At 62.4% G+C, this 14,704-nt stretch carries 15 protein-coding genes; all 15 read left to right on the forward strand.

The window, feature by feature from the left end; genetic code table 11:
- A partial coding sequence (gene bshB1, locus ACFCU0_RS00440) for a bacillithiol biosynthesis deacetylase BshB1 (protein ID WP_434971680.1) occupies positions 1-669 on the forward strand: 669 nt, incomplete at its 5' end.
- 381 nt (positions 670-1,050) lie between these two features.
- Positions 1,051-1,632 carry an elongation factor P gene (efp, locus tag ACFCU0_RS00445; RefSeq protein ID WP_434971681.1) on the forward strand — a complete coding sequence of 194 codons (582 nt, stop codon included), beginning with the start codon at positions 1,051-1,053 and terminating at the stop codon, positions 1,630-1,632.
- A gap of 81 nt (positions 1,633-1,713) precedes the next feature.
- Complete coding sequence (gene accB, locus ACFCU0_RS00450; RefSeq protein WP_434971682.1) at positions 1,714-2,316, forward strand: acetyl-CoA carboxylase biotin carboxyl carrier protein; 603 nt, start codon at positions 1,714-1,716, stop codon at positions 2,314-2,316.
- 161 nt (positions 2,317-2,477) lie between these two features.
- Positions 2,478-3,839 (forward strand): acetyl-CoA carboxylase biotin carboxylase subunit, encoded by a 1,362-nt coding sequence (gene accC, locus ACFCU0_RS00455; protein WP_434971683.1) that lies wholly within the window; start codon positions 2,478-2,480, stop codon positions 3,837-3,839.
- A gap of 91 nt (positions 3,840-3,930) precedes the next feature.
- Entirely contained in the window at positions 3,931-4,308 is a 378-nt protein-coding gene (gcvH, locus tag ACFCU0_RS00460; protein WP_434971684.1) for a glycine cleavage system protein GcvH, read from the forward strand.
- A gap of 110 nt (positions 4,309-4,418) precedes the next feature.
- Positions 4,419-5,996 carry a glutamine-hydrolyzing GMP synthase gene (gene guaA, locus ACFCU0_RS00465; protein WP_434971685.1) on the forward strand — a complete coding sequence of 526 codons (1,578 nt, stop codon included), beginning with the start codon at positions 4,419-4,421 and terminating at the stop codon, positions 5,994-5,996.
- Positions 5,997-6,194: 198 nt separating this feature from the next.
- Positions 6,195-7,811: an ABC transporter substrate-binding protein gene (locus tag ACFCU0_RS00470; protein WP_434971686.1), complete on the forward strand. Its 1,617-nt coding sequence runs from the start codon at positions 6,195-6,197 to the stop codon at positions 7,809-7,811.
- A gap of 190 nt (positions 7,812-8,001) precedes the next feature.
- Positions 8,002-8,856 carry an outer membrane protein assembly factor BamD gene (locus ACFCU0_RS00475; protein ID WP_434971687.1) on the forward strand — a complete coding sequence of 285 codons (855 nt, stop codon included), beginning with the start codon at positions 8,002-8,004 and terminating at the stop codon, positions 8,854-8,856.
- Between the two features lie 218 nt (positions 8,857-9,074).
- The gene (gene nadD, locus ACFCU0_RS00480) at positions 9,075-9,662 is read left to right on the forward strand and encodes a nicotinate (nicotinamide) nucleotide adenylyltransferase (RefSeq protein WP_434971735.1); all 588 of its coding nucleotides are present in this window, start codon (positions 9,075-9,077) and stop codon (positions 9,660-9,662) included.
- A gap of 57 nt (positions 9,663-9,719) precedes the next feature.
- Entirely contained in the window at positions 9,720-11,348 is a 1,629-nt protein-coding gene (locus tag ACFCU0_RS00485; protein WP_434971688.1) for a glycoside hydrolase family 3 protein, read from the forward strand.
- A gap of 130 nt (positions 11,349-11,478) precedes the next feature.
- The gene (locus ACFCU0_RS00490; RefSeq protein WP_434971689.1) at positions 11,479-12,141 is read left to right on the forward strand and encodes a PhoU domain-containing protein; all 663 of its coding nucleotides are present in this window, start codon (positions 11,479-11,481) and stop codon (positions 12,139-12,141) included.
- A gap of 78 nt (positions 12,142-12,219) precedes the next feature.
- Complete coding sequence (locus ACFCU0_RS00495) at positions 12,220-12,813, forward strand: thioredoxin family protein (protein ID WP_434971690.1); 594 nt, start codon at positions 12,220-12,222, stop codon at positions 12,811-12,813.
- A gap of 20 nt (positions 12,814-12,833) precedes the next feature.
- The gene (locus ACFCU0_RS00500) at positions 12,834-13,061 is read left to right on the forward strand and encodes an ABC transporter permease (protein ID WP_434971691.1); all 228 of its coding nucleotides are present in this window, start codon (positions 12,834-12,836) and stop codon (positions 13,059-13,061) included.
- 257 nt (positions 13,062-13,318) lie between these two features.
- Positions 13,319-14,155 (forward strand): phenylalanine 4-monooxygenase, encoded by an 837-nt coding sequence (locus tag ACFCU0_RS00505; protein ID WP_434971692.1) that lies wholly within the window; start codon positions 13,319-13,321, stop codon positions 14,153-14,155.
- A 235-nt stretch (positions 14,156-14,390) separates the two neighbouring features.
- Entirely contained in the window at positions 14,391-14,693 is a 303-nt protein-coding gene (locus ACFCU0_RS00510; protein WP_434971693.1) for an acylphosphatase, read from the forward strand.
- Positions 14,694-14,704 lie beyond the last annotated feature (11 nt).

The raw sequence follows: 14,704 nt of genomic DNA on the forward strand, positions 1-14,704 counted from the left end.
GGGCACCGGGTCGGGGTCGTCGACTTCACGCGTGGCGAACTCGGGTCTCGGGGCACGCCGGAAGGTCGGATGAAAGAAGCCAGGCGCGCGGCCGACATCATGGGGCTGTCTGCGCGGCAAAACCTGGGTCTGCCAGACGGCGACATCGCCAACACGAAGCCGAACCAGCGCGCGGTGGTTGAAGTCATTCGGCAGTACCGTCCGCGTGTCGTGCTTATCAACAGCCTGGAGTGCCGCCACCCCGACCACGGCGCTGCGGCCCGGCTTTCTATTGACGCGATGTATTACGCCGGCCTCCGGATGGTCGAGACGACCGGTCCCGATGGACAGCCGCAAGAGCCTTGGCGTCCGGCGCACGTGCTGCATTACATGCAGGCGATTGAGTTCGCCCCGACGTTCGTGGTCGACGTAAGTGACGTCTGGGATCAGCGCATCGAAGCCCTTCAGGCCTTCCAGTCTCAGTTTTTCAATCCCGACTACGATCCCGGGGAGGACGAGCCGGAAACGTTCATCTCGAATCCCACCTTCTTCGAGTGGATCGAGGGCCGGGCGCGAACCTACGGGTACAAGGTCGGTGCTACCTTCGGGGAGCCGCTCCTGTACCGCCACGGTCCGGTCGGTGTGGATGACCTGATGGGCGTGCTGCAGAAAGACCAGCCGTATCGATAACCGGCGGTTCCCTCTCCCGGACGGCAAGACCCGCGTGAATTGTTTATGACATGCCGACCCCGGGAGGGGGCGAGATCGGCTGAGTCTGGGAAAATCCCGGATTCACAGGTTCTCGCGGGCGTATGACCGGCCCCGGCGTTGACACCCTCGACAGCCCCACGGTATATTGGCACACTGTCGCCGACACGCGGCGTGAAGGGGCTCGGTCCGATGGACCGATGCCTGACACCTGAAGCACCGGTTCGTCCCCCCGCGGGCTCGCATGAACCGATCGCATACGGTTTGCTGTTGCGCACGTCCCCGACCGGATCGTGCCGCAGCCCGCGTCCGGCACCATCGTCTTTTTCGACCGACGCGCATCACGATTCACCCCGACGCAAGATGGTAAGCACGAGTGATTTCCGAAATGGCCTGATGATCATCTGGAAAGATGACATCTGGGAGATGATTGACTTTCAGCATGTGAAGCCCGGTAAGGGTGGAGCCTTCGTCCGAACGCGTCTCAAGAACGTGAAGGATGGTCGAGAGCTCGACAACACCTTCCGTGCAGGGGCCAAAGTGGAGGAGGTGCGCGTGGAGAAACGACCGCACCAGTATCTCTACGAGGACGACTACGGCCTTCACTTCATGAATACCGAGAACTACGAGCAGTTTTCGATGCCGCCGGAACAGGTCGACGGCATGGAGTACATCAAGGAAGGTGGCGACGTAGACATCCTTTTTCGCGCGGACACGAACGAGCCGATGCGGATGGATATCCCGCAGAAGGTCGAGCTCGAAGTAACCGACACGACGCCGGGCGTGAAAGGAGATACCGCACAGGGCGGGTCGAAGCCGGCCACGCTCGAAAGTGGGGCGACGGTCGACGTCCCGCTCTTTATCAACGAGGGCGACGTGGTGCGCGTCAGTACGCAGACCGGCGAGTACGAAACCCGCGTGTCGACGGCGCCGAATGCGCTTTAGTACCGTCACGATCCCGGTCGTCCGGGCCGGTGCAGTACCGTTTTGCAGCCGTGCCGATCTTTCTTCATACCTAATAGACGCATGAAGCTAGACAAGATTAAGCAACTGCTTTCGATCGTGGCCGACAGCGGCGTGTCGGAGATTGAGATCGAAGAAGACGACTTCAAGCTCACGATCCGGCAGAATTCTCCCCAGGTGATCATGCAGCCGTCGCAGTATGCGATGCCGTATGGTCCGCCGCAGTACGCCCCGCAGCAGGGCGGATTTCAGGGAGGACAACCGGCGCCGCCGCCTCAGCAGGGCGGAGCGCCTCAGGGAGGAAGCATGCAGGGAGGCGGGAGTCCCTCTGCGCCGTCCCCCGCGCCTGCCGCACAGGAGAGCAGTGCTCCGGCATCGGGCGGCGCCTCCGGCGATGAGGAGACCCCTGAGGCCGGCAGCGGTGCAAACGAGGAGCTCGTGCGCGCCCCGATCGTCGGTACCTTCTACCGTCGTCCTTCGCCCGATTCCGACCCCTACGTGGAGGTGGGCGACAGCGTCGGGGAGGGCGACGTGCTCTGCATTATCGAGGCGATGAAGCTGATGAACGAAATCGAGTGCGAGACCTCCGGAACGGTGAAGGAGATTCTGGTGGAAGACGCCGAGCCGGTCGAGTTCGACCAGCCGCTGTTCGTCATCGAGAAGTAGTCTCCGCACCCCGGCCCGCGGCTCGCCGTCGACGCGACGCGCGACCGGGGCCCTCCGCATCCCTGCCGGATGTCCGAGCGCCCGCGTTGCGCACTGCGTGATGTGGCGACGTTCCGGTCCTTCGGCTTCGTTGACGTTGCCCCACGGATATCCACATCACGGTGAGTGAGATCAACAAAGTCCTGATCGCCAACCGCGGAGAAATCGCGCTCCGCATCATTCGTACGTGTCACGAGATGGGTCTTAGCACGGTCGCCGTGTACTCGACGGCCGACCGCGACGCCCTCCACGTCCGTTTTGCTGACGAGGCCGTCTGCATCGGGCCGCCACCATCCGGAGAGAGTTACCTTCGCCCGGACCGCATCATCGCAGCGGCGGAGGTGACGGGAGCCGACGCCATCCATCCGGGGTACGGCTTTCTCTCCGAAAACGCGGAGTTCAGCCAGATCTGCCGGGACAACGACGTCAAGTTCATCGGTCCCTCCCCCGAGACCATTCGGATGATGGGAGAGAAGTCGCTGGCGAAGCAGACGATGGCAGAAGCCGGTGTCCCGACGGTCCCCGGCTCGGACGGTATCATCGACTCCCTGGACGAGGCAGAAGAGGTGGCGAAAGAGATCGGCTACCCGGTGATGGTCAAGGCGTCTGCGGGTGGAGGCGGGCGCGGAATGCGCATGGTCTTCGAGCCGGAGAACTTTGCGCAGGCGTACAACAGCGCTCGCTCCGAGGCGGAAGGCGCATTCGGCAACCCGGACGTGTACCTGGAAAAGGTCGTCGAAAAGCCGCGGCACATCGAAATCCAATTGCTCGGCGACGGCCAGGGCGGCGTCATGCACTTCGGGGAGCGAGAATGCTCGATTCAGCGGCGTCACCAGAAATTAGTGGAGGAAGCGCCGTCGCCAATCGTCGACGAAGAGCTGCGGGAAGAGATGGGAGCAGCAGCGATCCGTGGTGCCGAGGCGGTGAACTACGAGGGGGCCGGCACGATCGAGTTTCTCGTCGGTGCCGATCACAATTTCTATTTCATGGAAATGAACACCCGGATTCAGGTCGAACACCCGGTGACCGAGGAGGTCACCGACGTCGACCTCGTCGAGTATCAAATCCGAGTCGCGATGGGGGAAACTGTAACGAGCCGCAAGATCCCAATCGACGGCCACGCCATCGAGTGCCGCATCAACGCGGAGGATCCGTATCGCAAGTTCAGCCCCTCGCCCGGCACCATCACGGCGTTTCATCAGCCGGGCGGACACGGCATCCGTGTTGACACGCATGCCTACGCCAGCTACATGATTCCGCCGAACTACGACTCGATGATCGCCAAGCTGATCGTGCGCGGCAAGACGCGCGAGGGGGCGATCAAGAAGATGCAGCGCGCCCTCGACGAGTTTGTGATTGAGGGGATCAAGACAACGATTCCCTTCCACCAGCAGTTGATGAAGGATCCGCGGTTCCAGGCGGGAGAGTTTACTACGCGTTTCCTGGAAGACTTCGAGATGGAGCCTCCGCCTGACGAATCATAAGCGCCTTCTCGCCTCCCGCGCCGGTCCGTCGGAATACGAACCGGGCCGGCGCGCACGTTTCGCATCTGACTTCTTCGACCCACCACACCGAATGACTTTTCCCGACGACCTGTACTACACGGATGACCACGAGTGGCTGCGGATGAACGACGACGGAACCGCAACCATCGGCATCACGGATTTCGCTCAGAGCGAGCTCGGAGACATTGTGTTTGTCGAAGTCGAACCGGACGGAACGGAACTCGACGAGGGCGACGTGTTCGGCACGGTTGAAGCCGTCAAGACCGTCTCGGAGCTGTACATGCCGGTTGCTGGCACCCTGGTTTCGTTCAACGAGGAACTGGACATCGCTCCGGAGAGCGTCAACGAGGAGCCGTACGGAAAAGGATGGATGGTGAAAATCAAACTCGCCGACCCGTCCGACGTCGACGACCTCATGGATTCGGAAGCGTACGAAGCGTCCGTTTAAGGGCTGAGATGTGAGTGTTGAGGTGTGAGGGGATGAAGATTCCCAGACAACGCATCATCGCCCCAACGCATCAACGCATCAACGTCCCAACGCTTTAGCGCCCCTCGTACATGCACGAGACGATTCTCATCCTCGATTTTGGCTCCCAGTACACCCAGTTGATTGCCCGGCGGGTGCGGGAGGCCGGCGTTTATTCGGAGATCCATCCCTGTACGATTCCGACCGAGGAGGTGGAGGCGATGAACCCCAAAGGCGTCATTCTCTCGGGCGGTCCGTGTTCGGTCTATGACGCCGAGGCGCCGCAACTGGACGGCAACCTGCTTTCGCTTACGCGGGACGACGGATCGCGTGTACCCGTCCTCGGGATCTGCTACGGACTGCAGGCCATGGCCCACCTGCTGGGCGGCGACGTGGAGAGCGCAGAACGCCGCGAGTTCGGCCGGGCCGAAATTCAGTTCCCTGATGCCGACGGCGTGTCGGATCTGTTTGCCGGCGTCCCCAGTGGCTCGACCGTCTGGATGAGTCACGGCGATCATCTGACCGCCCTTCCGGAGGGGTACGAGATCATCGCAAACACGGAAAACGCCCCCGTGGCGGCTGTCCGAAATCTCGAGGATCCCCACTACGGTGTTCAGTTTCATCCGGAGGTCGTGCACACCGACTTCGGGCGGCAGATCCTGGAAAACTTTGCGTACAAGATCTGCGGGTGCGAGGGCGACTGGACCCCGGCTTCATTCATCGAAGAACGAACGGCCGCCATCCGTGAAACGGTCGGGGACCGTCACGTCATCCTGGGATTGTCCGGGGGTGTGGATTCATCTGTTGCCGCGGCGCTCATTCACCGGGCGATCGGCGACCAGCTCCACTGCATTTTTGTGAACAACGGTCTACTCCGAAAAGGAGAGTGGGAGCAGGTTCAGGCGACCTTCCGCGGCCATTTTCACATGGACCTGCACGCCATCGACGCCACCGATCGATTTCTCGAGGCACTCGACGGCGTCATCGATCCGGAGGAAAAGCGCGTCCTGATCGGCAATACCTTCATCGACGTGTTCGAGGCGCAGACGGACGAGATCGCCGACGAACTGGGCCACCGCCCGGACTTCCTGGCGCAGGGAACGCTGTATCCGGATGTGATTGAAAGCGTGTCCTTCAAAGGACCATCCGCCACGATCAAGACCCATCACAACGTGGGCGGGCTTCCGGAGCAACTGAATTTTGACTTGATCGAGCCGTTCCGCGAACTGTTCAAAGACGAGGTGCGCGAGATCGGGCGTCTGCTCGATGTCCCGGGAGAAATCGTCGGGCGTCACCCGTTCCCCGGCCCGGGCCTGGCGATTCGAATCCTTGGAGACGTTACACGCGAGCGCCTCGACTTGCTCCGCGAGGCAGATGCCATCTTTATCAACGAGCTCCGCGAGAACGACCTGTACGATGAGGTCTGGCAGGCCTTCGCTGTCCTGCTCCCCGTACAGAGCGTCGGCGTGATGGGCGACGAACGAACCTACGAAAACGTGGTCGCCATCCGTGCGGTGACGAGCGTCGATGGAATGACGGCGGACTGGGCCCACCTGCCGCACGAGTTCCTCGGGCACGTCGCCAACCGGATCGTGAACGAGGTGCCCGGCATCAACCGGTCGGTGTACGACATCACGTCGAAGCCGCCTGCCACGATTGAGTGGGAATAGCGTCTCCGGCGTTTGCCGAAGGGCCTACCCGATACGACCGATCCGGCAGCGGGCGATGCACCTCGACGACCCGCACTCTCTCCATCGCGCCTTCCCGCATCGACCAAGAGCGACGGTTTGAACGTGAACGAAAGACGTACAACAGGCTCGAACACACGTCGGAGCGCCGGTCCGGGCTCCCGGTTCGGTCTCCTTCTCATGATCCTCCTCGTCACGACGGCGTGCATCACCGGCACGGCCTATGCGCAGGAGGAGATCCCGCGCCTACCGCGCGCGGAACTGGCGTTTGAGGACGGCCGCGCGGCCTTTGAGAGCGGCGACTTTGCAGAAGCAGCAGAATCGTTTCGGTCGATTACCGAGTTTCCTTTGAACCGGAAGACGACGGCCGCCTTTCTGATGGCAGCCAAGGCCCGCTACCGGCAGGGTGACTACCGGGCAACGCTTGACCTGATCGAGACGCTGCTGAATCGCTACCCGGAAACGTCGTACCGGGAGGAGGCCATCGACGTCCAGACCAAAGCCGAGGAAGGGCTGCGCACGTTCGGGCGCCGCGCCGACACCCTGCGTGTTGGCATCGTGCTGCCGATGCGCGACCGGGATGCCGACCTCACACAGGCCTTCTTCACCGGGATGCGTCTGGCCGTCGATGAGCACAATGGGATGCGGCGTCGCTACGTCCTTCCCCCGCAGCTTCGCACGTCGGGCAGCGACGATGTTGACGTCTTCGACACCGCCGATTTGTACGGGGACAGCCTCGCGACCGCTGACGGCGCAACGACAATAGCTACATCGCGCGACACGATCCAGGTAGACTCCATTCGGATCGTCACGGAGCAGGTCGGTCAGCCCTCGTACATCGCCAAAATGTACTTCCGCAGTGTCGGGGAGAACCCCGAATCGGCCGGTGCCGCCGTGGATTCACTCGTCCGTCTGGACCGCGCGGACGTCATCGTCGGCCCGCTCTACAGCCAGTTCGCCCGCGAGGCCGGACGCGTTGCGGAGCAGAACCGGGTGGTGATGATCGCGCCCCTCGCGACAGAAGAGAGTGTGTCCGAAGGCAGGCAGTTCGTGTTTCAGGCCAATCCGACCATCCCGATGCGCGGCCGCCTGATGGCGCGCTTCGCGGCGGAAAGCCTCCTCATGAAGTCCGTCGGCATCATCCACGAGTCGTCCGATGAGACAGCCCGACAGATTGCGAGCGGCTTTCGAGAGGAGGCCCGGCAGATCGGTCTTTCCGTGCCCTACACCTTGAACCTGGAGTCGCGCCGTGACTGGTCTCGGCTTCCCGGTGCGTTCGCTGCTGACTCCACCGTGACCGACTCGATGCGGGCGGCCGCTGAGGCAGTCTACCTGCCGATTACGGGCCGGGACGCGCAGGGTAAGATCCAGGACGCGATGGTTGGGCTACAACGCTTCGGCACGGACATACGCATCCTGGGAAACTCGCAGTGGCACGATCTCTCCGTCAAACAGGAGGCGAGCAAGGTCCGCGCGACGTACGGGAACGACTTCTACATCGACACCTCTCGCAATGGTGTGCAGTCGTTCATTCGGTCGTACCGCATGCTGACGGGAGAGACGCCGGACGACCTGTCGGTGACGGCGCAGCGCATGGCCTACACCGGCCACGACGTCACGCGCTTTCTGCTCCAGTTCGTTGAGGCGGGACGTACCCGCCCGTCGCCGGACGCCCTGCGGTCCCCCCCGCGATACAACGGCCTCGGCATTCGAATCGACTTTCAGCCGGGATCGAATGTGAACCGGGCGCTGTATTTCCACCGATATCGCGACGGACAGATTGAGTTGATCAACTGACTCGTAGCGGTGCCCGCCCGCTCGCAAACGAATCTCCATACAATACGTGCCGGGGCGGGTGCGTTAGCACCAAACGGAGGAACAGGCAGTTTCCCGCCTCGTACCGCTCCCGGATCATCGGGGTGGCCCGGTGTACCCATGTCTCATCGGCGAGGCCCTATCGATTTCCGATTCACACCCGCTCGTATTCATGCGTTTTCGCTTCTTCCCGCTCGTTGCCGCTCTGGCGGCGCTGATTCTCTTAACGGCCTGCTCCGGTAACCAGCGCCTGCGATATTCCTCGGCCGAAGAGGCGTACGAGAAGGGAATGCTGGAATTTCGGAATGAGGATTACCAGACGGCCGTGAAGTTCTTTCGCGGCGTATTCCAGTACGGGCGCGGCAATGATTACGCAGAGGACGCGCAGTTTCGGATTGCCGAGGCGTACGAAAATCAGCGTCGTTACTTGCTGGCCGCGGCGGAGTACCAGCGATTTGCAAAACTCTACGCCGGAAGCCAGCGCGTCCCGGTGGCCGAGTACCGCAGGGCCAGAATGTATTACCTGTCATCTCCGATGTACCAGCTGGATCAGAGCGACTCCCGGAAGGCGATCGAGCTCTACCAGCTGTTCATCGAGCGCTATCCCCAGCATGAACTCGTCGCCACCGCTCAGGAGCACATCGCCGAGCTTCGCGGGAAGCTGGCGCACAAGAAGTTTGAAGCTGCAGAGCTCTATGAGCGCCGACAGATGTACGAGGCCGCGGCGAAAACCTACGAAAGCCTGTTTGACCAGTACCCCGAGACGGACTGGGCCGACGACGCACTCTACGGCGCGGTTCGCTCCTACGTCGATTATGCCGACAACAGCGTTCGGTCGAAGCAGGACGATCGATACCAGAAGGCCGTGGACAACTACCAGCGGCTGACGCAGCTCTTCCCCGAAAGCAATAAAACGCGGCAGGCGCAGAGCCTCTTTGAACGGGCCCGCGCACAGCTCGACCAGCTCCGGGAGCAGGAGGAGTCGAGTGAGTCCATCGCCGACGGGGACGCCACCGAAAGCGCGTAGCCGCGTCCGATGTGCCATGGCCCACGGAAAACGGCGTCTCCTACCGGAGGCGTCGTTTCCTCATTTCTTGCGAGCCCCGATCTGCCGATGACCGGTGCTTATCGCCAGTCAGCTCCTCCCGTCACGTTCGATCGATCTGTCTCATGCCCGATTCCGCTTCGTCCGATGCCACGCCGCGCGACCGTGAAGGTGATGCTCCGCATCGTTCTGCGCCTTCGATCGACGTCGGGTTGTTTGGCGGGTCGTTCAACCCTCCCCACGTTGCCCATCAGGTGATCGCCAACGTCGTACGGGACCAGTTCGCGATGGATGAGGTCTGGTGGATTCCCAATGCGCAGCCTCCCCACAAGCCCGATCGCGAACTGGCGCTGGCTCATCATCGACTTGCGATGACCCGCGCAGCCACGGATGACGACCCCGCGTTTCGTGTGTCCGACATCGAAATTCGACGGGACGGCGTGTCGTACACGGTCGATACGGTCCGCGCACTGCAGGAGGAGCATCCAACGGTCCGCTTTGCCCTCATCATCGGCAGTGACAGTCTCGACAGCTTCGCGAGCTGGCACCGGCCGGATGAGATTGCCTCGCGGGTGCCGATTATTGTTTACAAGCGCCCGGGCCCCATAGAGTCCGTCGCGCCGCCGCGGTTTGCCAACCATGTTCGGTTCGTAGCAGCCCCCGTCATGGAAATTTCCGGGACCGAGGTTCGCCAACGGAGGGAAGCGGGGCGGTCGATCCGCTATTTTGTCCCTGAACCGGTGCGGCGATACATTGAGGCGAACGACCTCTACATCGCATCGGAATGAACCGATGCCCCACGACCGTATGTACTCCTCGTTTTCGAATCAGGTCTGTATGCCGGCATGACGAGACCAGCGAGCATCCGGGAGCGTGCGGCTCAGCTGCTCATGATCCGCCTCGGCTCCAACGTGCCGCCGCCGACGTCCGCGGAGGCGGATGAGGCCCGCGTGGCCGAGATTCTGACGGAGTGCCCGGTCGGTGGGCTCATCGTTTTTCGGGGCACCTGGCCGGATCTCCGAGGAACGCTCGACCGGCTACAGGCAATAAGTCCGATTCCGCTTCTCGTCGCGTCCGACCTGGAGCGGGGGCTCGGTCAGCAGGTTCGCGGGGCAACGCGCTTCCCGCACGCCATGGCGCTCGGCCACGCGCCGGACTCGGACGACGCGGTCGCGTCCCTTGCACGCATCACCGCACAGGAGGCGCGCGCGGCGGGCATTCACCTGGCGTTCGCTCCCGTGGTCGATGTCCACCTCCACGAGGAAAACCCGATCATCGGTCCGCGCGCATTTGCATCGACACCGGAGCGGGTCGCACGATGTGCCGAGACGTACATCCGAACCGCAAACGCCGAGGGGATGCTGACCTGTGCCAAGCACTTCCCCGGTCACGGTCGAACCGTTACCGATTCGCACGACCGGCTTCCCGTCGTGGATCTTCCGGAAGACCGTCTCCGCGAGAGTGATCTGCTGCCCTTCCGCCGCGCGATCGAGGCAGGCGTCGATACCGTCATGACCGCGCATGTGGCCTATCCGTCGCTGGACGCGAGCGGTCGACCCGCGACCGCGTCGGCGCCGATTCTCGGCGATCTCCTGCGCGATGAAATGGGGTTCTCAGGGTGCGTCGTCTCCGACAGCCTGCTGATGGAAGGCATCCGGGACGACGCAGCAGGGCCCGGGGCCCGGGCCGCGGCGCTCGTAGAAGCCGGGGTGGACCTCCTTCTCGACCCGCAGGAGCCGCGTGCCGTCATCGACGGACTCGTCGATGCCGTCGAAAGCGGGCAACTGTCAGAGGTACGTTTCCACGATGCCTTCGAACGGGTCTGGCGATTGAAGATGCAGATGCTCGCAGCCGACGGTCAGGAAGGCTGTCCATCGAGTGTGGAACAGGTCGGTTGCGACGCGCACTGGGAGACGGCCCTCGACGTGGCCGCCCGCGGCGCGAAGATGCAGCGGGACCTGGGTGAGACGCTCTGGTCTCGGAGAGGAGACGGCGTCGTTCTGGTGCGGTTTGAGCGAGGAACGACGCCCGATGTGCAGCCGATGGAGACGCTTCTGGCGGAGGTTCTCCCGGCCGCCGAACTCCACGTTCTTCACCCCGACGTACCCGCCGATCAACGATCTGACGCCGAGCGAGCCGCGCAGGACGCAAAACTACTCGTTTGTATCGTGGCAGCCGAACCCGCCGCGTGGCAGTCGTTCGGATTGCCGCCGGAGCTCGAGACCATGGCGGCGGCGATGCTGGAGCGGCGCGGCGCCGCTCCCCGTCGAGCGACTCTTCTGGCCGTCCTCGGTAGTCCGACGACGGGTGATCGTGTCGAAACACGCGTCTCAGCCGGGGGGCAGCTGGCGCGGGTCGATTTCTTCAGCGACGAAACCGTGAGCCGGAAGGCACTCCTTCGCGGCCTCGCGCGACGGATCGGGTCCGGCCCGTTGGAGCAGGGCGCTACTGAAGCGAAAGACGCGGAGTGGTAACAAACACATCACCTCCGCGTTCGAACCCGTCATTCACCCCTTAGTTGGGACGTATGGATCGGGAGCGTCGGGTCCTATCCCGAGCCCATCCAGCGTCCCTGGACGTTGCGCTCAGAATCCTTATTGACGCATGGGTTTATTCGACCTCTTCTCCGACGACCGTCCCGCCCTCGTAGCGGAAGCATTCGGCCACGTTCAGCGGATGCTGGACACCGGAAACCACATGTTCGCGGCGGCAACGGCCTTCGCTCTGGAAAATGAAATTCTGGACGTTGAACTGCACGAGCTCGATGAGGAAATCAACGAGTGCGAGCAGGACCTCCGACGTGCGGTCCTCGAGCATTTGACCTTCGACCCCAAGAGCGAGATGGTCTTCAGCCTCAAGCTCGTGAGCATTGTGCACGAAGCGGAACGCATCGGCGATCTCGCAAAGTCGATCGTGAAGGCGGGCAAGCTATCGCATCGCCCGCGGATGGGTCCTCAGGTGGAGCCGCTTCGGGATATGCGCGACCGGGTCCTGGTGATGTTCGAACACGCCCGAGACGGCTTCGTCGACGAGGAAGCGGAGGCCGCGCGGGAGCTGATGTCGATGCACGAGAAGATGAAGGACGACGTCACCACCTACCTGCAAGACCTCGCGGATGACGACGGTCTGACCGCGAACGAGGGTATCGTGCTTGCGCTGATCGCCCGCCTGCTCAGTCGCGTGAGTTCGCATCTGTCGAACATCGCCTCGGCCGTCGTTTCACCCTTTGACCAGATCCGTCGTGCGCCGACGTGGGAGTCGCCGTGACGTCGCGCGCCCACAGACGACGCGTCATTAGCATCTGCATATCAACCAATTACTCTTTTTCACGAGTCGCCTGTCGACATGTCTCTGACTGAATCGATGATGGCCGAACTTGGTACGCCGGCCCCGTCTTTCGAACTGCCGATTTCGAACCCCGGAGTGGATGATTTACACGGACGCGTTCGCGCACTCGAGGACTACGACGACGCCGAAGCTGTGGTCATCATCTTCATGTGCAATCACTGTCCGTACGTTAAGCACATCGAAGACACGCTGGCATCGGTCGCCGGTGAATATCAGGAGCGCGGGGTTCAGTTTATCGGCATCTGCTCGAACGATGCCGAGAACTATCCGGAAGACGGGTTCGAGCGAATGACCGAGCGGGCAAAGGAGAAGGGCTTTCCCTTCCCGTATCTGCACGACGAATCGCAGGAGGTGGCGCGCGAATACGGTGCTCTCTGCACGCCCGACTTTTTCGTGTATGACCAGGATCGAGACCTCGTCTACCGCGGTCGGTTCGACGACACGCGGCCGAAGAAAGGGAAGGCGCATGGGGGCGATCTGAGGCAGGCGCTGAACGAACTGCTTGACAACGGATCCATCGAGATGGAGCAGCACCCGTCGATGGGATGCAACATCAAGTGGAAGCCCGGAAAAGAACCTGCTGCCGCCTAGCGACTCGTTCCTGCGTCTCTATGTTTGACGGCTCCGCCTTTCGGACCTGGCCGCTGGTGTTCGCCGGTGCGATTGTCTTCGCTACGATGTTCGTCGTGCTCATGCTGCTCGTCGAACACGTAGCGGGTGATGGCGCCTACCCGACCCGGGCGGTCAAAACGATCGGCGGAGCCGCTTTCGTCGGATACGTCGGTACCGCGTGGATCATTCGTCTCGACCTGCCGGGAACCGAGGATCCGTGGTGGTGAGATAAGGGCTACGTCGACCCCGGGTAGGAATCAAATTCCGGCTTCACTCATACGTATCCAACGTGAGCGTTACACTCGACAACGACGCGTGGACGAGCTTTGGAACCGCTTCCACGTACGGGTCGGTGTAACCCCTGGCGTTCCCCGATGTCGCCGGGAGCCTGGATGCAGGTGCGATCCCGCCTGAACCATCCGTCTCAGCACGGTCCGCACTCCATCCCGCCGCTCGTTCCGATCCACACTTCAAGACTTCCGCCATGATGGACGAACACGCAGTAGACGCCACGCCCGAGGACGAACGGTCTGCCTACGAGAAAGCGGCCGACGACGAAGAGGTCGACCCGCGCTGCATCCCGCAGACGCTTGACGAGACCCCGCCCATCGGCGACGAAATCGAGTATCCGGATTACCCGGATGAAGACCACGACGTGTGGCGGATCCTCGTGCAGCGTCAGATGGAGCAGTTGCCGGGTCGTGCCTGCGAGGCGTACCTGAAAGGACAGGACGTTCTCCAGATCGAAGCGGATCGAGTGCCGAGCCTTGCCAACCTGAGCCGCCGCCTGAACGATGCAACTGGATGGGAGGTGGCGAAAGTCCCCGGTTTGATCCACGAGAAAAACTTCTTCGAGCTGCTGTCCGATCGCATCTTCCCGTCGACCAATTACGTGCGCGGACGGGACGAGATCGACTACACGCCGGCGCCGGACTGCTTCCACGATATGTTCGGCCATATGCCGATGCTGACGCAGCCGGACTTCGCGGACTTCTACCAGCTCTTTGGCCAGGCCGCGTTGAATGCGGAGGGGGCCGATCGCCCGCGCCTTGAGCGGTTTCACTGGTTCACGGTTGAGTTCGGGCTGATCCGCGAGAACGGGGAAAACCGCATCTTCGGGGCCGGTATCGTGTCATCGAACGACGAGGTGACCCACGCCCTGTCCGACGAGGTAACGGTGCACCCATTCGACCCGGCTCACATCACCGAGCAGGACTATGACGTGTGGCACCTGCAGGAAGAGCTGTTTCTCCTGGATTCGTTTGAACAACTCGTCGACGGCTTCCGGGCCTGGGCAACGTCACGAAACCTGTTGTCCTAACCGCCCCGCCACGCACGTACGACCACGCCTCACCGCGGACTTCCCGGTGGGGCGTTTGTCGTTCTGCCGTCCGATGCAGTGCATGGGCAAATCGATCGCCGCAGGACTGCGGCGCGTTACAAATACGTTGCTCTGACGTGCATCCTGTTCCTCGTGCGCTGGAAAAATCGCCGCCCGATCGGGTACGACGTGTATTGCGCCACGATCTTTCGAGAAAGGCAGACCTCGAACGCTCATGACCTCCGATACCGACGCCAGGACGACCGAACAACGCCTGTCCGCTCGCATCACGGGGCGCGTGCAAGGTGTGGGCTTCCGTCATTTCACGACGACACGGGCTCGCAAGCTCGGGCTGACCGGATGGGTACGAAACGAGCCGGACGGCTCGGTCCGCCTCGAAGCGGAAGGGCCAAAAGATGACCTCGATCGTCTCCTTGACGCGGTGCAAGACGGACCGCGTTCGGCGAAAGTAGATGATGTCAGCGCAGACTACGTCGACCCGGACGGTGCCTTCGAGGGATTTCGCGTCCGACGGTGACCCCTGCAACG

Origin of the sequence: Longibacter sp. (genome assembly GCF_051155795.1) — a bacterium.
Classification (GTDB): domain Bacteria; phylum Bacteroidota; class Rhodothermia; order Rhodothermales; family Salinibacteraceae; genus Longibacter.